This window comes from Shewanella loihica PV-4 (assembly GCF_000016065.1).
GTDB lineage: Bacteria > Pseudomonadota > Gammaproteobacteria > Enterobacterales > Shewanellaceae > Shewanella > Shewanella loihica.
The window spans coordinates 1,395,199-1,415,498 of the sequence record NC_009092.1 but is presented as its reverse complement, the minus strand read 5'-3'; the positions used below and the strand labels follow the sequence as shown (position 1 = coordinate 1,415,498).

Annotated in this window: 16 protein-coding genes; 1 reads left to right on the top strand and 15 read right to left on the bottom strand. The window is 54.0% G+C overall.

The genetic code is table 11. The features are described 5' to 3' along the window. Positions 1–95: 95 nt before the first annotated feature. From alaS to recA, 3 genes are all read right to left on the bottom strand, one after another. Positions 96–2,720 (bottom strand): alanine--tRNA ligase, encoded by a 2,625-nt coding sequence (gene alaS, locus SHEW_RS06250; protein WP_011865019.1) that lies wholly within the window; start codon positions 2,718–2,720, stop codon positions 96–98. Between the two features lie 244 nt (positions 2,721–2,964). After that, a complete protein-coding gene (gene recX / locus SHEW_RS06245) occupies positions 2,965–3,417 on the bottom strand; it encodes a recombination regulator RecX (protein WP_011865018.1) in 453 nt (150 codons plus the stop codon). A 79-nt stretch (positions 3,418–3,496) separates the two neighbouring features. Next, the gene (gene recA / locus SHEW_RS06240) at positions 3,497–4,558 is read right to left on the bottom strand and encodes a recombinase RecA (RefSeq protein WP_011865017.1); all 1,062 of its coding nucleotides are present in this window, start codon (positions 4,556–4,558) and stop codon (positions 3,497–3,499) included. Positions 4,559–4,888: 330 nt separating this feature from the next. On the opposite strand from recA, the gene mutS reads away from it, so the two are divergent. Further along, positions 4,889–7,456, top strand: a complete 2,568-nt coding sequence (gene mutS, locus SHEW_RS06235) for a DNA mismatch repair protein MutS (protein WP_011865016.1) — start codon at positions 4,889–4,891, stop codon at positions 7,454–7,456. A gap of 259 nt (positions 7,457–7,715) precedes the next feature. Here mutS and rpoS read toward each other — a convergent pair whose 3' ends face one another. The 12 genes from rpoS to relA all read right to left on the bottom strand — a co-directional run bounded on the left by rpoS (position 7,716) and on the right by relA (position 20,141). Then, entirely contained in the window at positions 7,716–8,690 is a 975-nt protein-coding gene (gene rpoS, locus SHEW_RS06230; RefSeq protein WP_011865015.1) for an RNA polymerase sigma factor RpoS, read from the bottom strand. A 77-nt stretch (positions 8,691–8,767) separates the two neighbouring features. Further along, on the bottom strand, positions 8,768–9,700 hold the full coding sequence (locus SHEW_RS06225; protein ID WP_011865014.1) for a peptidoglycan DD-metalloendopeptidase family protein: 933 nt from the start codon (positions 9,698–9,700) through the stop codon (positions 8,768–8,770). Positions 9,701–9,749: 49 nt separating this feature from the next. Next, a complete protein-coding gene (locus SHEW_RS06220) occupies positions 9,750–10,385 on the bottom strand; it encodes a protein-L-isoaspartate(D-aspartate) O-methyltransferase (protein WP_041406509.1) in 636 nt (211 codons plus the stop codon). Continuing rightward, a complete protein-coding gene (surE, locus tag SHEW_RS06215) occupies positions 10,382–11,131 on the bottom strand; it encodes a 5'/3'-nucleotidase SurE (RefSeq protein WP_011865012.1) in 750 nt (249 codons plus the stop codon). Before surE ends, SHEW_RS06220 begins: the two co-directional genes overlap by 4 nt. Beyond that, positions 11,124–12,191: a tRNA pseudouridine(13) synthase TruD gene (gene truD / locus SHEW_RS06210; protein ID WP_011865011.1), complete on the bottom strand. Its 1,068-nt coding sequence runs from the start codon at positions 12,189–12,191 to the stop codon at positions 11,124–11,126. Before truD ends, surE begins: the two co-directional genes overlap by 8 nt. Before the next feature lie 9 nt (positions 12,192–12,200). After that, positions 12,201–12,686: a 2-C-methyl-D-erythritol 2,4-cyclodiphosphate synthase gene (gene ispF, locus SHEW_RS06205; RefSeq protein ID WP_011865010.1), complete on the bottom strand. Its 486-nt coding sequence runs from the start codon at positions 12,684–12,686 to the stop codon at positions 12,201–12,203. A 3-nt stretch (positions 12,687–12,689) separates the two neighbouring features. Further along, a complete protein-coding gene (gene ispD, locus SHEW_RS06200) occupies positions 12,690–13,418 on the bottom strand; it encodes a 2-C-methyl-D-erythritol 4-phosphate cytidylyltransferase (protein WP_011865009.1) in 729 nt (242 codons plus the stop codon). Between the two features lie 41 nt (positions 13,419–13,459). Next, on the bottom strand, positions 13,460–13,762 hold the full coding sequence (gene ftsB, locus SHEW_RS06195; protein ID WP_011865008.1) for a cell division protein FtsB: 303 nt from the start codon (positions 13,760–13,762) through the stop codon (positions 13,460–13,462). Positions 13,763–13,861: 99 nt separating this feature from the next. Continuing rightward, on the bottom strand, positions 13,862–15,157 hold the full coding sequence (gene eno / locus SHEW_RS06190; RefSeq protein ID WP_011865007.1) for a phosphopyruvate hydratase: 1,296 nt from the start codon (positions 15,155–15,157) through the stop codon (positions 13,862–13,864). 131 nt (positions 15,158–15,288) lie between these two features. Continuing rightward, positions 15,289–16,926: a CTP synthase gene (gene pyrG / locus SHEW_RS06185; RefSeq protein WP_011865006.1), complete on the bottom strand. Its 1,638-nt coding sequence runs from the start codon at positions 16,924–16,926 to the stop codon at positions 15,289–15,291. A 110-nt stretch (positions 16,927–17,036) separates the two neighbouring features. After that, a complete protein-coding gene (gene mazG, locus SHEW_RS06180) occupies positions 17,037–17,834 on the bottom strand; it encodes a nucleoside triphosphate pyrophosphohydrolase (RefSeq protein ID WP_011865005.1) in 798 nt (265 codons plus the stop codon). Between the two features lie 102 nt (positions 17,835–17,936). Further along, positions 17,937–20,141: a GTP diphosphokinase gene (gene relA / locus SHEW_RS06175; RefSeq protein ID WP_011865004.1), complete on the bottom strand. Its 2,205-nt coding sequence runs from the start codon at positions 20,139–20,141 to the stop codon at positions 17,937–17,939. Positions 20,142–20,300: the final 159 nt, after the last annotated feature.

Below are 20,300 nucleotides of genomic sequence, written 5' to 3'. Positions count from 1 at the left end.
TTAAATTTAACACTTTAAACTGTACCTCAGCTTAAGCTTCAATCAATATGGCACAAAAAAAGCGCTCATGGAGCGCTTTTTTCTATTGAGGCAACTTAGGCCAAACGTTCTGACAACCAAGGGATAACAGAATCCAGGGCACCTGCTAACTTCTCGGGCTCGCTGCCACCGGCCTGGGCCATGTCTGGGCGTCCACCGCCCTTACCGCCCACCTGAGCAGCCACCATAGCCACTAGCTCACCGGCCTTGACCTTACCGGTCAAGTCTTTGGTGACGCCGGCAATCAGGTTCACCTTGGCGTCCCCTGCGATGCCAAGCACCACAATGCCAGATTGCAGCTTCTGCTTAAGCTCATCCTGCAGGCCACGCAGCGCGCCGGCCTCGACACCTTCGAGCAGCTTAACCAGTACCTTAACGCCAGCAAGCTCCTGAGCCTCCCCGGCCAGATCAGCGCTGGTCGCAGCCGCGAGCTTGTCTTTAAGCTGAGACAGCTCTTTCTCAAGCTGCTTAGTCTTATCCAGCTGGGCTTTGAGCTTAGCCACTACCGAGGCGCTGTCGCCTTTAAGTAGCGAGGCGGCTTGTTCAAGCTGCGCCTGCTGCTCACCCACATAGGCGATTGCTGCCGCACCTGTGACCGCCTCGATACGACGGATGCCGGCTGCGATACCGCCTTCAGAGGTGATCTTAAACAGACCGATATCGCCTGTGCGGCCTACGTGAGTACCACCACACAGCTCGATAGAGAAGTCACCCATGGTCACCACGCGAACCTGTGAGTCATATTTCTCACCAAACAAAGCCATGGCGCCTTTCTCTTTCGCCTGGTCGATATCCATCACCTCGGCCTTCAGCTCGTGGTTACGACGGATCTGAGTGTTAACCAGATCTTCGACCTGCTTAAGCTCTTCACGCTTAACTGCCTCGAAGTGAGAGAAGTCGAAACGCAGACGCTCAGGCTCAACCAGAGAACCCTTCTGGCTCACGTGAGTACCCAGCACCTGACGCAGCGCGGCGTGTAGCAAGTGAGTCACAGAGTGGTTCAGCTCGGTGCGATGTCTGAGCTTCTTATCCACTGCCGCGTTAAGGGTTTGACCCATAGCGATACTGCCGGCCTTGACCAGGCCGATATGGCCCATTGCCTGACCATATTTTTGCGTGTCCTTCACCTCGAACTCGACACCTTCTGCGCTCAGCAGGCCCTTGTCGCCACATTGGCCACCAGATTCGCCGTAGAAAGGCGTGCTATCGAGCACCACCACACCTTGGTCGCCTTCGGCTAGCGCGTCGACCGCCTGACCATCGACATAGAGGCCGATGACCTTGGCTTCGCCATTAAGGTCGCTATAACCGCAAAACTCGGTTTCGGCGTCGATCTTCAGGCTATCGTTGTAATCGGTATCGAACTGACCCGCCGCCTGGGCGCGGCTGCGCTGCTCGGCCATGGCCGCTTCGAAGCCGGCTTCATCGACCGTGATATCACGCTCTCGGCAGACGTCAGCCGTCAGATCAACCGGGAAGCCATAGGTGTCGTACAGCTTAAAGGCGGTCTCACCGTCAAGCTCCTTACCCTCTAGCTGGCTCAGGGCATTATCGAGAATACCAAGACCACGCTCCAGAGTACGGGCAAACTGCTCCTCTTCCGCCTTAAGCGCCTTTTCGACGATCGCCTGGGTCGCCACCAGCTCTTTAGCCGCATCGCCCATCACTTCAATCAGTGTAGGAACCAGCTTGTAGAAGAAGGCCTCGGTAGCACCTAGCTTATTACCATGACGCACGGCGCGGCGGATGATGCGGCGCAATACGTAACCACGGCCCTCGTTTGATGGCATCACACCATCGGCCACCAAGAAGGCGCAAGAACGGATATGGTCGGCGACTACGCGCAGCGACTTGTTCTCCAGATCGGTCACGCCCAGGATCTCGGCGGTCTTCTTGATCAGTGACTGGAAGATATCGATCTCATAGTTTGAGTGCACACCCTGCATGATAGCGGCGATACGCTCGATGCCCATACCGGTATCGACAGAAGGCTTAGGCAGTGGATCCATGGTGCCGTCGGCTTGACGGTTATACTGCATGAAGACTATGTTCCAGATCTCGATGAAGCGGTCACCATCTTCTTCCGGCGTGCCGGGACGGCCGCCCCAGATGTGCTCGCCGTGATCGTAGAAGATCTCGGTACAAGGGCCACAAGGACCGGTATCGCCCATCTGCCAGAAGTTATCTGAGGCGTATGCCGCCCCCTTGTTATCGCCGATGCGGATAATGTTCTCGGCCGCGACGCCAATCTCTTTGTTCCAGATCTCGAAGGCTTCATCGTCTGTCTCATAGACGGTGACACACAGGCGCTCTTTTGGCAGCTTGAGTTCTTCGGTCAGGAAGGTCCAGGCGAAGCGAATCGCATCTTGCTTGAAATAATCACCGAAGCTGAAGTTACCCAGCATTTCGAAGAAGGTGTGATGACGTGCGGTGTAACCGACATTATCCAGGTCGTTGTGCTTACCACCGGCGCGCACGCAGCGTTGTGCCGTAGTGGCGCGGCTGTAGTCGCGCTTGTCTTCCCCAAGGAAAACATCTTTAAATTGGTTCATCCCTGCGTTGGTAAATAGCAAGGTGGGATCATTGCCAGGTACCAGTGAACTGCTGTCCACAACCTGGTGACCGTTTCTGCGGAAAAACTCCAAGAAAGCACTTCTCAGCGCTGCAGTGGTTTGATACATGAAATCATCCTGAATTTGATTATTTTAGCGATGAAAGCAAAAGGCTCACCGACGATGCTCAGTTAGCCCAGCATTATAAGCAGTCTATAGATGAACAACCAGAGGTTTAGCCGAGGATCCCCAAAGAAAGCGTAAAAAGCCTAAGTTTCCATTGGGTCTTTTAGCGGTAGCGCGCGAAAGGAGATAAAGGGAAATCAGGATAGTGGACTAGAGCCCAGTATTGGTCCTGGTAAGGATGAGGATATTAGTCGAAGTCTGGATCGACCTCTAAAGCATAGGCAACCTGATCGAAGCCAAAGCCTTGGGAGAGAAGATAACGCACTCGTTTGGCGCGCTCTTTCTGATCTTGAATGGGGCCGCTAGTGGCATATTTCTTAGCAGCCTTCTGTCTCGCCAGTTCGAACCAGTCGCAGTCACTCTGATTGAGGCTAGACTCGATAATCTCTTTGGTCAGCCCCTTCTGGGACATAGATTGACGTATCTTGTTCTGGCCATGGCCTTTAGCGATATGAGAGCGTAACAAGAGCCCGGCAAACCTGGCATCATCGAGATATCCCTGGCTTTCACATTGACCAAGGACAGCCTCTATCTCGCCGTCCAGAAAGCCTTTCTGGCTCAGCTTACTCTTTATCTGATAGCGGGAATAATCGCGGCGGGCCAGGAGGCCCACCGCGACTTGCATCGCCGACATAGTCATTGAGAAACCATAGTCATAACAAAATCATTGTCATTACAAAGCCAGAGTCTTAAGGCAAGGCTTAGTTGACTCGGCGAGCTTAAAATACTTCACCGGTTTCCAGGTCGACGTTCTCATCGCCTGTGGCCGACTGAGCCACCGCTTGACCACCGCCCAGCAACATGGCGCGTAACGCCTGGTCGATTTCGGCGCCAATTTCAGGGTTCTCTACCAGGTATTTACCGGCATTGGCACGGCCCTGGCCAATCTTGTCACCCTTGTAGCTGTACCAAGCGCCTGACTTTTCAATCAGCTTGTGCATCACGCCAAGGTCTACCAACTCACCGGTACGGTTAATACCTTCACCATAAAGGATCTGAAACTCTGCCTGTTTGAATGGCGCAGCAATCTTGTTCTTCACCACCTTAACGCGAGTCTCGTTACCAATGACCTCTTCACGATCCTTGATGGCGCCGGTGCGGCGAATATCCAGACGAACAGAAGCGTAGAACTTAAGCGCGTTACCACCGGTAGTGGTCTCAGGGTTACCGAACATCACGCCTATCTTCATACGGATCTGGTTGATGAAGATCAGCAAGGTGTTAGATTGCTTCAGGTTACCCGCTAGCTTACGCATCGCCTGACTCATCATACGCGCCGCAAGACCCATGTGAGAATCACCGATCTCCCCCTCAATTTCCGCCTTAGGCGTCAGGGCAGCAACCGAGTCGACGATGATCACGTCGACGGCACCAGAGCGAGTCAGAGCATCACAGATCTCAAGCGCCTGCTCACCGGTATCTGGCTGAGAACACAGCAGGTTATCGATATCCACACCGAGTTTTTGTGCATAGATAGGATCCAGCGCGTGCTCGGCATCGATGAAGGCACAAACCTTACCTTCACGCTGGGCAGCTGCAATCACTTCCAGTGTCAGGGTGGTCTTACCCGAAGATTCAGGACCATAGATCTCAACGATACGACCCAGTGGCAGACCGCCTGCACCCAATGCAACGTCAAGCGACAGAGAACCCGTTGAGATAGTCTCAACATCCATAGAGCGGTTTTCACCTAGCTTCATGATAGAGCCTTTACCAAACTGCTTCTCAATCTGGCCAAGGACCGCGCTCAGGGCTTTCTCTTTATTCGCATCAATCTTCATTCTGCTTTCCTCTCAATCACAGACGCTGCGCTGTGGGGTATCCGTTAAGTTAAAGCCCGCAGACCGTTTCTGCATCGCTTTAGGCTGTCTCAATATGCAACCTAGTATACTGTACAATCATACAGTATCAAGTACTGTATGCGATTATTTTTATCCGGCCTTAACCAAAGCCGGTCAAATTTTCCCGGGCGCATTAGCACTAAATTTATCCAAACAGGCAGGATAAATGCGCAACCACCGTCAATTTATTGTTAGTATTGTGGCCATTCATTCTGTGCTGGCCGCAGGGCTATGACAGACATTTTTGTAGCAGGATACCTTGGTTAATTCATGAACGCCGTCGATACTCAATATCTTGAAAAGCACACCCCCATGATGCGTCAATATCTGACGCTGAAAGCCGAAACACCCGATATGTTGCTTTTTTATCGTATGGGAGATTTTTACGAGCTCTTCTACGACGATGCTAAGCGGGCCTCAGAGCTGCTGGGGATCTCCCTGACCGCTCGCGGCAAGAGTGGCGGCGATCCTATCCCCATGGCAGGCATCCCCTACCATGCGGTAGAAGGCTATCTTGCTAAGCTTGTGCAGCTCAGGGTATCTGTGGCGATCTGCGAGCAGATAGGCGATCCCGCCACGACCAAGGGGCCGGTAGAACGTAAGATTGTTCGCATCGTCACCCCGGGTACGCTTACAGATGAGGCCCTGCTGCAGGAGCGGCAGGACAACCTGCTGGCCGCCGTCTATCACGGCAAGGTGGGTTTTGGTTACGCGACCCTGGATGTCTCATCCGGGCGCTTCGTGGTCACCGAACTTGCCAGCAAAGAGGCGCTTGAAGCCGAGCTGCAACGCACCAATCCAGCGGAGCTGCTCTACAGCGAAGATTTCAGCGAGCCGGCTTTGATCGCCTCGCTGTCGGGTAAGCGTCGCCGTCCCGAGTGGGAGTTCGACTACGACACCAGCTACAAGCTACTGCTGGAACAGTTCGGCACCAAAGATCTCTACGGCTTTGGCCTGGGGGAAGTCAGGTTATCGCTACAGGCGGCCGGCTGTCTTATCCAGTATGTGAAAGATACCCAGCGTACCGCCCTGCCCCATATCAACGCCATCACCCGCTTCAATCAGTGCGACAGCATAGTGCTGGATGCGGCCACCCGTAAGAATCTGGAGCTGACCCGCAACCTGCAAGGCGGTAGCGACAACACCCTGGCCTCGGTACTGGATAACACGGCAACTCCCATGGGCAGCCGTATGTTGCAGCGCTGGATCCACGAGCCGCTGCGCAACCACAACATCATCCGCGCCCGTCATGATGCCATAGACGAGCTGCTGGACAACGGCTATCACGAGAGCCTGCATGAACAGCTAAAAGCCCTCGGCGACATAGAACGTATCACGGCGCGTCTGGCCATTCGTAGTGCCCGCCCGCGTGACTTTGCCCGTCTGCGTCAGGCCCTGGCCCTGCTGCCCGAGATACAGCAGCAGCTGGCAGACTGCAACAGCCCTCACCTCAAGGCGCTATCGAGTCACCTGGGCGACTTCCCCGAGGAGCATGCCCTGCTAAGCCGCGCCATCGTCGACAATCCGCCTATGCTGATCCGCGACGGCGGCGTGATCAAAGAGGGTTATCACAACGAGCTGGATGAATGGCGCAAACTCAGCCAGGGCGCGACCGACTACCTCGCCGAGCTGGAAGCCCGGGAGAAGGCAGCCACCGGCGCCTCGACTCTGAAGGTGGGCTACAACCGGGTGCACGGCTACTACATAGAGGTGAGTCGCCGCGAGTCGGATCTGGTGCCTATGAGCTACCAGCGCAGACAAACCCTTAAGAACACCGAGCGTTACATAGTCGCCGAGCTTAAAGAGCATGAGGAGAAGGTACTCTCCAGTCAGGGCAAGGCGCTGGCGCTGGAGAAACAGCTGTGGGAAGAGCTGTTCGATCTATTGATGCCGCGCCTGCACGAGCTACAGGCCTTCGCCCGCGCGGCAGCGGAGCTTGATGTGATCACCAACTTTGCCGAGCGCGCCGAGCAGCTCGATTATCACAGACCGGAACTCACGGCCCAGAGCGGCATACATATCGAGGCGGGAAGACACCCAGTGGTCGAGCGCGTCAGTCAGACGCCGTTTATCGCCAACCCTGTCAGCCTCAACCCGGCAAGGCGCATGCTGATCGTTACCGGCCCTAACATGGGCGGTAAGTCGACCTATATGCGCCAGGTGGCTCTGATCACCCTTATGGCCCATATAGGTAGCTTCGTACCGGCCCAGAAGGCCGCCATAGGCCCAGTGGATCGAATCTTTACCCGTATTGGCGCGGCAGACGATCTCGCCTCCGGCCGCTCGACCTTCATGGTGGAGATGACGGAAACCGCCAACATACTACATAACGCGACGCCCGAGAGCCTGGTATTGATGGATGAGATTGGCCGCGGCACCTCGACCTATGATGGCTTGTCGCTGGCCTGGTCCGCCGCCGAGCATCTGGCGCAGAACTTAAAATCTATGACCCTGTTTGCCACCCACTATTTTGAGCTAACCCAGCTGCCGGATCAGATGGAAAATGTGGCCAACGTGCACCTCGACGCCATAGAGCATGACGACACCATCGCCTTCATGCACGCGGTGCAGGAAGGTGCGGCGAGTAAGAGTTATGGCCTTCAAGTCGCGGCGCTGGCTGGTGTTCCGGCCAAGGTGGTGCAGGCAGCCAAGCACAAGCTGCATCATCTTGAGAGCCGGGATAGAGAGGAGGAGCTCCCTGAACTGAGACAGGCCCAGCTGAGCATGACCATGCCGGAGACCTCAAAGGCGCTGGACAGGTTAGATACCATAGATCCCGACAGCCTGACGCCGAGACAGGCGCTGGATCTTCTCTATGAGCTCAAGCAGCTACGCTAAACTTTTGAGCACTTAAAAGTAGCTAGAGCTAAAGCGAGTTACAAAATCTAGACAGCAAAAAAGCGCACCCTTTGGGATGCGCTTTTTTTAATTCTGGGGTCGGCCCTTCAAGACACAGGTTTACACCTTAAGGTAACCACCGCTTGTTTCTCCATAAGACGCTAGCATTGCTTATCCACCTTTCAGTCTCTACCGACCGCTCACAAAGGCGATAACAAGAAAGCCGCGGTAACCCTTCAGCCTACACCCCGATACACTTTTACACTCTGAAGATAGCTTCTACCGATAGTCCTTGAGCACTAAGCAGATCTCGAAGCCGCTTCAGGGCTTCCACCTGAATTTGGCGTACTCTTTCTCTAGTCAGACCTATCTCTTTACCGACATTTTCCAGGGTCGATGGCTCATAGCCAAGCAGACCGAAACGACGGGCAAGTACTTCTCTCTGCTTGCTGTTCAGTTCGTCGAGCCAGCGCACAACAGACTTAGACATATCGTCGTCTTGCACCTTGTAATCCGGGCCCACACAATCGTCATCGGCTAATACATCCAGCAGCGCCTTGTCGTTGTCGCCACCCAGTGGGGTATCGACCGAGGTGATACGCTCGTTAAGCTTGAGCATCTTACTGACATCGCTACTTGGCAGGTCTAACTGCTCGGCGATCTCTTCTGCGGTTGGCTCATGATCTAGCTTGTGCGCGAGTTCCCTGGCGGTACGAAGGTAAACATTGAGCTCCTTCACCACATGAATAGGCAGGCGAATGGTACGGGTTTGGTTCATGATGGCACGTTCTATGGTCTGGCGGATCCACCATGTGGCATAGGTTGAAAAACGGAAGCCGCGTTCGGGATCGAACTTTTCGACGGCGCGGATCAAACCTAAGTTACCTTCTTCAATCAGATCCAATAAGGCTAAACCACGATTGTTATAACGACGTGCAATTTTTACGACGAGTCTGAGATTACTCTCAATCATACGGTTGCGAGATTTTTCACAGCCTTTTAGGGCCTTACGTGAGAAATAAACCTCCTCTTCCGCACTCAATAGGGGGGAAAATCCAATTTCACTTAAATACAGCTGAGTGGCATCTAAGTTCTTTTGTAAGTCATCTTGTACTTGCTGTTCTAGTTCTGCGTCTTTCAAAACCTCCTTGCTGTTGGTCACTGATAGATCAGACTCATTCTTAGACAAGTCCACTAAGGGCTCCGCCACGGCGGTAGATTGTTTACGACCCATAATATACTCTCCCAAATTTTACATGCTAATTTACTGCACTTTACTGTCCTCCAATTGCCAAAATGGCGCCTATAAAATTATGATTTAGGCAAAAATTTAAGTGGGTCGACGGATTTGCCGTGATACCGTATCTCGAAATGCAGCATCACCCTATTGGTACCCGTTTGTCCCATTTTCGCCACCGTTTGTCCCGCGGTAACGAACTGCTTCTCTTTTACTAAGATCTTATCGGCATGAGCATAAGCACTGAGATAGTCATCGCTATGCTTAATGATCACCAAATTGCCGTATCCCCTTAGCGCATTTCCCGCATACACCACTCGCCCATCGGCGGCGGCCTGAATGCGATCGCCTCGGGATCCTGCGATCTTAATCCCTTTATTACCTTGTTCCTTGGTAGAGAATGTGCCGATCAACTTGCCTTTAACGGGCCAATGCCAGCGCTGGACCTTCTTGGGTAGGGTGCTACTGGGCTTGTGGATAACGCCGTTAACATTTTGTTGACCAGTTGTTACAGCGTACGCAGATTTATCGCCCCGATCAAGCGATTTTTTCGCCAATGCCGTTTTACTGGCAGCAGCCTGCTGGCTAGAATTAACTGTTTGTTTAGGTTGATTTTTAGCTGTGTTTTGTTGCGTTTTTTTACTCGATACCTGAGTGCTACGCTGGGTTTTGCTATTTGTAACAGCGTTTGTCGATTTAAGCTTTAAAACCTGCCCTGGATAGATGGTATAGGGCTTGCGAAGCCCGTTATATCGGGCAATTTCGGCAAAATCTTTGTTGGCCGCCCAGGCGATCGAATAGAGGGTATCGCCGCGCTTGACCTTGTAGTGGTCGGAGGTGAGGCCTCCCTTTTTATAGGCTTTCTTCACCGGCGAGTTGACGTTCACCACGGGAGCGGGAGAATGGGCCTGAAAACTACAGGCGCTCAGCAGACAGCTGAGCAGTAAGGCGCACAGTATGCCTATTGGCTTCTGACAAAACCTCAACCGACTCGGGGCGCTTAGCATAGCGGCTCCCCTATTCCCTTAGCGTCGGCGCACCAGATGACAGCCACCACTAGGCGAGTTCACCGTTGACCAAAGGCACAAACTTCACCATTTCTATGGTCTGGGAATGAAATTGATCGCCCATGCGAACCACACGCATCAGTTGCTGCGTCTCCTCGCCGACAGGGATCACCAGCACGCCACCGTCCGCCAGCTGTTGCAGCAGCGCCTGCGGCACGCTGCTGGCCGCCGCCGTCACCATGATGGCGTCGAAGGGGCCCTTGTTGGCCCAGCCCTGCCAGCCGTCGCCATACTTAAAGGAGACATTATGCAGATCGAGCCGCTTGAGACGCTGGCGCGCCTGGATCTGCAAACTCTTTATTCGCTCTACCGTACAGAGCTCATCCACCAATTGCGCCAAAATAGCCGCCTGATAGCCAGAGCCTGTGCCTATCTCCAGCACCCTTTTAGGACGCGACTCTAACAAAAGTTCAGTCATACGCGCCACGATATAGGGCTGAGAGATGGTTTGCCCCTGTCCTATGGGCAGAGCAGTATTTTCATAGGCCTTATGGCCTAGGGCCGCATCGAGAAACAATTCTCTTGGCGTTTTCGCCACCACAGCTAAAACTTCGGCATTAGTTATCCCCGCCCCCTGAAGGTGACGTGCCAGATTCAATGCCGCCGTAGTGGCTACCCCATTCATAATTGCTCTATCCATTGCTTTATCTTTGGTACTTGTTCAAACGCGGTCAGGTCCACCGTCAAGGGGGTCACCGACACATAGCCGTTGGCCACGGCATGAAAATCTGTGCCTTCGCTGGCATCTTGCTCTTCACCCGGTGGGCCGAGCCAGAATATTTCCCGTCCGGCAGGGTCTTGCATGCGCACCATGCCTTCAGCTCTATGTCTGGCGCCCAGACGGGTAACTCTAATGCCCTTAATCTCATCGAGCGGCAAATTCGGCACATTCACATTTAAGATCTGATCCGACGCGATAGGGCTATCGATCAGACCCGCCACTATCTTACAGGCATAGTAAGCCGCCGTGTCATAGTGCTTTAGCTCTCTGCCCACCAGAGAGATGGCAATCGCCGGCAAGCCCAGAAAACGCCCCTCCATCGCCGCCGCAACCGTGCCGGAATAAAGGGTATCATCCCCCATGTTCGCACCGGCGTTGATGCCAGAAACCACGATATCCGGTTCATGGGCATAAAACTCGCGAATCGCCAGATGCACGCAATCGGTCGGCGTACCACTGACGGAAATATAACCATTATCTAACTTATTAATTCGCAAAGGGTTAGTCAAGGTTAACGAGTTACTGGCACCCGAACAGTTGCGATCAGGACCGACCGTCATCACCTCATAGTGCTTCGCCAGGGCATTGGACAGCGCCGCGATCCCCGGCGCCGTGATGCCATCGTCATTGCTTACCAATATCTTAATCATGGGCTTGCTCGCTCGCTGCGGCCTTTCTGGCCTGATATTCCCGCTCTTTGACATCTTGATAATTCACCAGTTCCCGCAGCACAGAGGTGGCAAAACTACCGGCCGGCAGGGCGAACTTAATCACTAAGGTGTCTTCCTGGATCTCATAGCTTAGCTGCTGCGGCGCGAGAAGCAGCGGGCGGCGCTCCTGATTGAGCCCCGCCTGCTCGAGGCCGGCAAGATCCTCAGGATACTGACCACAAACGCCCTGCTCGAAGGCTAACGCCTCGGCCTCACTCAGCGCCAGGCCCCGACCCCACATGGGCGCCGAGAGTTGAATATCGTTTTCCGCCAGACGACCATACAGCGATTCATCCCAGGGATTGGCCACGAAGTAGCTCTTGCTACCGGCCAACATCACACAGTCACCATCGAGTGTCTTGAGCTGGTGTAGGCGAAGCCGCTCACTCACTACCTGGTTGAAGAGATACGAGCGCACCGCCGAGAGATAGATGCTGCGCTTGTTTCTGTCTTTCACCTTCTTTTTGCCCGAGAGCATCTGACGACCGAAAATCAGGTTCTTTCCGTCATGGCCGAAGCGCTGCTCGCCAAAATAGTTAGGCACGCCTGTGGCTTTAATCAGCTCGATGCGTCGCACCAGTGCGTCCATGTCAGACACGGCCCTTAGGGTCAGGGTGAAGCGGTTACCCGCCAGGGCGCCGGTGCGCAGCTTCTTGCCGTGACGGGCGCTTGATAGCACCGTGAGCTGCTCGCTATTGAGCGACTGCCAGTCTGGCATGCTCTTGCCGGGAATACGCACCCCAAACCACTGCTCTGTGATGGCGTGTCTGTCTTTCTGGCCGGCGAAGGTCACCTCTTTTGGATGCACACCGGCAAAGCTTGAGAGCATGCGTGCCACATCCGCGGTGTTTAACCCCTCCTTGCGGATGTGCAGCATGTGGTGCTCGCCCTCACCCGTCGGAAGAAATGGCAAGATCTCCTGCACGATAAAATCGCTGTTGTAGGTTCTTAAGTCGGCGCTCGCCTCGGGCTGGCCATACAAATAATGTAGTGGGGTCATAACTCTCTCTTATCTCGGGGCGGCGCACATCAGCACCACGGCTTCCACCGCTATCCCCTCTTTGCGTCCGGTAAAGCCAAGCTTCTCTGTGGTGGTGGCCTTGACGTTGATCGCCTCTATGTCGCTTTCAAGGTCTGCACTCAGACACTCACGTATCGCCTGAATGTGCGGTAGCATCTTAGGCGCCTGGGCAATAATAGTGACATCCAGATTACCCAGCCTATAGCCCTTATCCAGCGCCAGCTGATAGCAGTGACGTAGCAGCACGCGGCTGTCGGCCCCCTTAAAGTCTGGGTCGGTATCGGGAAAATGTTTGCCGATATCTCCGAGCGCCATGGCGCCGAGAATCGCATCTGAGATGGCATGCAGCACTACATCGCCATCCGAATGGGCCACCAGGCCAGTGTCATAGGGAACTTCAACGCCGCCTAAGATCAGCGGCAGCTCGCCGCCAAATTTATGCACATCGAAACCATGGCCGATACGTATATTCATCTGTCATTCACCTGTACTGGAATTGGGGTCACTGGCGGCCGCTTGCAGATAGAGCGCCGCCAGTTGCAGATCCTCTGGATGGGTCACCTTGATGTTGTCAAATCGTCCGCTTACCAACAGCGGCTGGCCACCGGCCCACTCCATCGCCGAGGCCTCATCGGTAATGGCAACCTGCGCCGCCAGGGCATCAGCTAGATTCTGCTTGAGACTGATCACGGGAAATAGCTGGGGGGTGAGCGCGTGCCAGAGATTCTCCCGGCATACCGTCTCTTGTATCGCGCCGCCTTTGCCCGAACGCTTCATGGTGTCGCGTACCGGCATGGCGAGGATAGCGCCCTGCTGATGGCCTTCTTCTGTCTCACAGGCGGCGATAAGCTTATCGATATCGGCCGCACTTAAGCAGGGACGGGCCGCGTCATGCACAAGCGCCCAGGCAGATTGAGATGCGACCTTGAGGGCGCTTAGCACAGAATCGGCGCGCTCTTTACCGCCGATAACTGTCATCAATTTAGGATGGCTCGCCTGGCTCAGCTTGGCGAAGTGGGAATCTTCAGGGCTTAGGGCAATAATCACCTTGTCGATGCGTGGATGTTCCAGCAGGCGATCTAGGGTGTGCGCCAGGATAGGTTGATGATTTAACATCAGATATTGCTTGGGGATCTCGGCGCCCATTCGCGCGCCGATCCCGGCGGCGGGCACAATAGCAACCAGCTCTTGTATGCGACTAATCATAGATGTTAACTCGTGTCACTTTTAGGCGAAACCGGCTGAGCCTACTGCTCGCCGATCTCGGCTTTACGCTGAGGCTCACCCATTACACGAAAGAAGGTCTCACCCTGTTTCACCATCCCCAGCTCGTTACGGGCGCGTTCTTCCAGCGCCTCGGTACCGCGTCTAAGGTCGAGAATCTCTTCTTTGAGTACCTGATTTCGTTCGATGAGTTTGGCGTTACTCTCACGCTGCAACTTGATCTGTTCCTGCAGCTGAAAAGATTCGGGAAGGCTATTTTGTCCCCACCAGAGTCGATACTGGAGCAGACCAAGCAGCACAAACATGGCGATAAGAAGACGCTTCATCCTTAATGGGCTTTATCTCTGTTAAAAGGCTGAACTGATATTACAACAAAAAAGGCCACCAAGTGGTGGCCTTTTACCAAATTAACCGTAAAAACTCAGTTATGCTTGGCCTTTGATCTCGCTACGACCCTTGTAAGGTGCTTTTTCACCTAACTGCTCTTCGATACGTAGCAGTTGGTTGTACTTAGCAACACGGTCACTTCGGCACAGAGAACCCGTCTTGATTTGACCAGCCGCAGTCGCTACCGCCAGATCAGCGATGGTCGCATCTTCTGTCTCGCCGCTACGGTGAGAAATAACGACAGTGTAGCCGGCGTCTTTCGCCATGCGGATAGCCGCCAGGGTCTCGGTCAGAGAACCAATTTGGTTGAACTTGATCAGGATAGAGTTAGCGATCTTGTTCTCGATACCGCGGCTGAGGATCTTAGTGTTGGTTACGAACAGATCGTCACCTACTAGTTGGATCTTGTCGCCCAGGATTTGAGTCTGGTAAGCCCAGCCATCCCAATCTGACTCGTCCAAGCCATCTTCGATAGACACGATTGGGTACTCTTCGGTCAGAGACTTCAGGAAGTCAGAGAAACCGTTTGAGTCAAATACCTTGCCTTCGCCAGACAAGTCATATTGACCGTCTTTGTAGAATTCAGAGGCTGCACAGTCAAGGGCCAGTGTCACGTCTTCACCCAGCTTGTAACCGGCTTTTTCTACCGCAACCTTGATAACCGCCAGTGCATCGGCGTTAGAGGCCAAGTTTGGTGCGAAACCACCTTCATCACCCACTGCAGTGTTAAGACCCTTCTCTTGCAACACCTTCTTCAAGTTGTGGAAGATCTCTGCGCCCATGCGTAGCGCTTCACGGAAGCTCTTAGCACCAACAGGCTGAACCATGAACTCTTGGATATCAACGTTGTTGTCGGCGTGCTCACCACCGTTAAGGATGTTCATCATAGGCACAGGCATAGAGTACTGGCCAGGAGTACCGTTTAGCTCGGCGATGTGCGCGTACAGCGGCATGCCTTTGAAAGCAGCAGCGGCTTTAGCGGCAGCCAGAGACACGGCCAAGATAGCGTTAGCGCCCAGCTTGTCTTTGTTTTCAGTGCCATCTAGGTCGATCATGATCTGATCCAGCTCGGCTTGCGCCGTCGCATCTTTACCCATTAGGGCATCACGGATCTGACCATTGATGTTAGCAACAGCGGTCAAAACGCCTTTACCCATGTAACGGCTCTTGTCACCATCACGCAGCTCTAGTGCTTCGCGGCTACCGGTAGATGCGCCTGATGGAGCGGCTGCCATGCCTACGAAACCGCCATCTAGATGCACTTCCGCTTCAACCGTTGGGTTACCGCGTGAATCCATGATCTCGCGACCAATGACATTGATAATTTTAGCCATAATTTCCTCGACTTTAAGTTTAAGATTTAAGTTTAAAAGTTAATGCAAAACTAAAATTCTTATCGCTAAATTTACATCATCTGAAACAAAAAAGCCGCCTCCGAGAGTCGGAAGCGGCCCTTGTATAAAGATTAGCCTAAATCGCGTTTTTGGTACGCAACGGCTGCAGCAACGAAACCTTGGAACAATGGCTGACCATCGCGAGGCGTTGATGTAAATTCAGGGTGGAACTGACCCGCCACGAACCATGGGTGGTTAGGGAGTTCAATCATTTCAACCAGCTGACGATCTGTCGACAGACCGCTGAATACCAAGCCGGCTTTCTCTAAACGTTCTCTGTATGTGTTGTTCACTTCGTAACGGTGACGGTGACGCTCTACACAGGTCAGTCCCTTGTAGGCTTCTGCCGCCTTAGTACCTTCGATCAGATGACACAGCTGCGCGCCTAGGCGCATGGTGCCACCGAGATCTGATTCTTCATGACGTTGCTCGATATTACCTTTTTCGTCAATCCATTCTGTGATCAAGCCCACAACTGGATGCGGCGTGTCTTTGTTGAACTCTGTTGAATGCGCATTTTCTAAACCAGCCACGTGGCGCGCAAACTCGATCAGTGCAACCTGCATACCCAGACAGATACCGAAATAAGGTAGGTTGTTCTCACGGGCATACTGGGCCGCCATGATCTTACCTTCGACGCCGCGCTCACCGAAACCGCCCGGTACCAGGATACCGTCAAGACCTTCCAGCACTTCTGTGCCCTTGGCTTCGATGTTTTGTGAATCGATATACTTGATGTTGACCGACACGCGGTTAAACAGGCCGGCATGCTTCAGCGCTTCGTTCACCGACTTGTATGCATCTGGCAGTTCGGTGTACTTGCCCACCATACCGATAGTGACTTCACCGGTTGGGTTGGCTTCTTGATAGATAACATTTTCCCACTCAGACAGATCGGCTTCTCTACACTCAAGGCCGAAACGCTTGGTGACCAGATCGTCTAGGCCTTGCGCCTTCAGCAGTGCCGGGATCTTGTAGATGCTATCGACATCTTTCAGCGAGATCACGGCGCGCTCTTCAACGTTACAGAATAGCGAGATCTTCGCCTTCTCGTTAGACGGAATCGCACGGTCACCACGGCAAACCAGTACGTCTGGCGCGATACCGATTGAACGCAGCTCTTTCACCGAGTGTTGTGTCGGCTTGGTCTTCACTTCGCCCGCCGCGCCCAGGAAAGGCACCAGGGTCAAATGCATAAACAGGGTACGATCACGGCCAAGTTCTACGCCCAACTGACGAATAGACTCAAGGAAAGGCAATGACTCGATATCACCAACGGTACCGCCGATCTCAACGATCGCCACGTCGTGCCCTTCTCCGCCCTCAAGCACTTTCTCTTTAATCGCATTAGTAATGTGTGGGATCACCTGAATGGTGGCCCCTAGGTAGTCGCCACGACGCTCTTTGCGCAGCACTTCCTCATAGATACGACCCGTAGTGAAGTTGTTACGACGGTTCATCTTGGTACGGATGAAACGTTCGTAGTGACCCAGGTCGAGGTCAGTTTCAGCGCCATCTTCGGTGACGAATACTTCACCGTGCTGGGTTGGGCTCATGGTACCCGGATCCAAGTTAATATAAGGATCCAGCTTCATAATGGTTACGTTAAGGCCCCGAGCCTCTAAAATTGCCGCCAATGATGCTGCTGCAATGCCTTTACCTAGTGATGAAACCACGCCACCAGTAACGAAGATATACCTTGTAGTCATGCTGAACCTGAGAAAATGAGTTGGAAATATGTGCTTGTAAGAAAGCACTAGGACGGGGCGTTATTATATCAAAGCCCTTTGGATTCGACAAATAGGTAACGGCAACTATTTTAGCCTTTTAGGGGATCATTTCGCTTGACTTGCTCCCAATAGGCGTCCAGTTCAGTGAGGCTATGCTCCTGCATCGCTTTGCCCGACTGGGCCGCTAAGGCCTCGACGCCGCGAAAGCGATGTTCGAACTTATTGGTCGCCCGGCGCAGCGCCTGCTCTGGGTCCAGCTTGAGGTGTCTGGCCAGATTCACCACGGCAAACAGCAGGTCTCCCAGCTCATCTTCCATCTTGTCTCTGTCCTGGGCGGCAACCTCCACCATCACCTCGTCGATCTCCTCATGGATCTTGGCCACCACAGGCCCTAAGTCATTCCAGTCAAAACCCACGGTCGCCACTCGGCGCTGCACCTTGGCGGCGCGGGTCAGGGCCGGCAGTGAGCGCGGAATATCATCGAGGACCGAATGTAGCGAGCGCCCTTTGCGCTCCTTGGCCTTGATGCTCTCCCAAGTTTCACGCACCGACTCGCTGGATGCCTGAGTCATCTCGCCAAACACGTGAGGATGACGCTCGGTGAGCTTAGTGCAGATCTTCTCCACCACTTGGTCGAAATCGAACCTGCCCTGCTCCTTGCCCAGCTGACAATAGAAGATCACCTGAAACAGCAGATCCCCAAGCTCACCGGGGAGTTCATCGAGGGCGCCGCGCTCGATGGTGTCGGCCACCTCGAAGGCTTCTTCCAGGGTGAAGGGCACTATGGTCTGATAGCTCTGGGCTTTGTCCCAGGGGCAACCCGTCTGTGGGTCTCTGAGCCGCTCCATGATGGTCAGCAGTCTTTGGATATCTGATTTACTCTGCATCGCTTACCTCATCAAAAAGGCGGCCTGGGCCGCCTCTTACTCTTATCATCTGTGAACTTTATGCTTTCTATCTGCGCTGCGATAGACAGGCGTACAACGCGGTTAGAGACGCCGCGCCTCGATGACGCCGGCCACCTGAGACAGCTTGGCGATCACCCGAGATAAACCTTCCAGGTTATACAGCTCAAGCTCCAGCTCGATAGCCGCCGTCTGGGTCTTCACATCCGACGATGAGCTCATGGCCAGCACGTTGGATTTCTCCGCCGCCAGCACAGAGGTAAGATCCCTAAGCAGACCGCTGCGATCGTTAGCCAGCACCTTGAGCTTAAGTTTATAGCCGCCTGAGTAGTTCTCGCCCCAGACCACATCGACGCTGCGCTCTGGGTGCACCCGCATCAGTTCTTTAACCTGCTCACAGTCGGCCCTGTGCACAGAGATCCCTCTGCCCTTGGTGATGAAGCCAAAGATCTCATCGCCCGGCACCGGCTGACAACACTTGGCGATATGGCTGAGCAGGTTGCCCACACCGTTGACCTCGACCTGGCCCTTGCCCTTACCTGTGGCGCGCGCTTGGTTCTTCTTCAGCAGATCTTCCAGCGCCTCCTCTTCGGAGACCTCGTTGACCCGCATCCGGCTCTGCACATGGTTAACCACCTGGTTGAGGCGAACGTCGCCACCACCGATACCGGCCAGCAGGTCATCCATCCCCACCATGTTGAAACGTTCCACGGCGCTGTGGGCATCTTTCAGGGTCAATCCAGAACGTGCCAGCTCGGCCTCGAGCATCTCGCGTCCGGCGACGATATTCTTGTCTCTGTCTTGCTGCTTGAACCAGTGCTGGATCTTAGAGCGGGTACGCGACGCCTTGATATAACCCAGGTTAGGATTGAGCCAATCCCGCTTAGGGTTAGGATGCTTGGAGGTGATGATCTCGACCCGCTCGCCGGTCTCCACCTGGTAGGTGAAGGGCACGATGCGGCCATCGACCTTGGCGCCGATACACTTATGGCCTACCTGTGAGTGAATATAGTAGGCGAAATCCAGCACGGTGGAGCCCATGGGTAAGTCCACCACGTCGCCATTCGGGGTAAAGACATAGGCTCTGTCTTCAAACACCTGACTGCGGACCTCATCCACCAAGTTGCCACTCTCGGCCACATCTTCCTGCCACTGCAGGATCTTACGCAGCCAGTTGATCTTCTCTTCGTAGCCGCTCTGCTTACCCGTAGTGCCCTCTTTATACTTCCAATGGGCAGCCACCCCCAGCTCGGCATCTTCATGCATCTGTTCGGTGCGGATCTGGATCTCCACCGTCTTACCCTCTGGGCCCACCACTATGGTGTGAATCGACTGATAGCCATTGGGTTTAGGGTTGGCGACATAGTCGTCGAACTCTTTGGGAATATGATGCCAAAGGGTATGCACCACACCTAAAGCCCCATAGCAATCTTGTAAGCGCTCGGTGACGATACGCACGGCGCGCACGTCAAACAGCTCATCGAAGGTGAGATCTTTACCGCGCATCTTCTTCCAGATGCTGTAGATATGTTTGGGTCTGCCGTAGACCTTGGCGCGGATCTGCTCCTCGTCCAGTCGCTGCTGCAGCTGATTGACGAAGTTCTCTATGTAGATCTCACGATCCATCCGCTTGCCATCGAGCTGCTTGGCAATGTCTTTATAGGTATCAGGATGCAGATAACGGAAGGAGATATCTTCCAGCTCCCACTTGAGCTGGCCTATGCCCAGGCGGTTGGCCAGCGGCGCATAGATGTCGGCAATCTCCCGCGCCAGCAACACACGAGTTTCCTCGTCGGCATTTTTCACTTCCCGCAGCAGGCAGATACGCTCGGCCAACTTGATCACAACGGCGCGCACATCTTCCACCATGGCCAGCAGCATCTTACGTATGTTATCTATCTGGGGCTCGGCGTTACGGCTCTGTTCGTTGACCTTGAGGGCGCCAATGGCGTCCATGGTCACCACGCTGTTCACTAGCGTGGTGAGCTTGTCGCCAAACAGCTCCAGCATCTGCTCCTCAGTCATGAGGCCAGCGTCGAAAACCACGAAGATCACCGCCGCCTGCAGGGTCTCGATATCCATGTTGAGCGGCGCGAGGATCTCAATCAGCTCGCGGGCGCGGCCGATCAGCAAGGTATCGTTAGCATCATGTTTCGCCACCAGGGCTTCGACCTGCTTTATTAGCGCAAGTAAGGTGCTGGCGTCATCGGCGTCACTCAGATAACGATTAACCCATTCGGTCAATTGAAAATCTGTGTCTTTAAAATGTGCTTCTCTAACAGATACCATCTACTGCATGTCCTTAAACTTAAGTGCTTGCCCCTAAATATTGCTCGACCTGTTACGTCATCCAAACCTTGCTGGCTGACATCGCCAATACCAAACTCACTATCTTGGGGATTCCCCCGCCAATGTCAATTGATAGTCGGCGACTATTTGGCCGCTCGG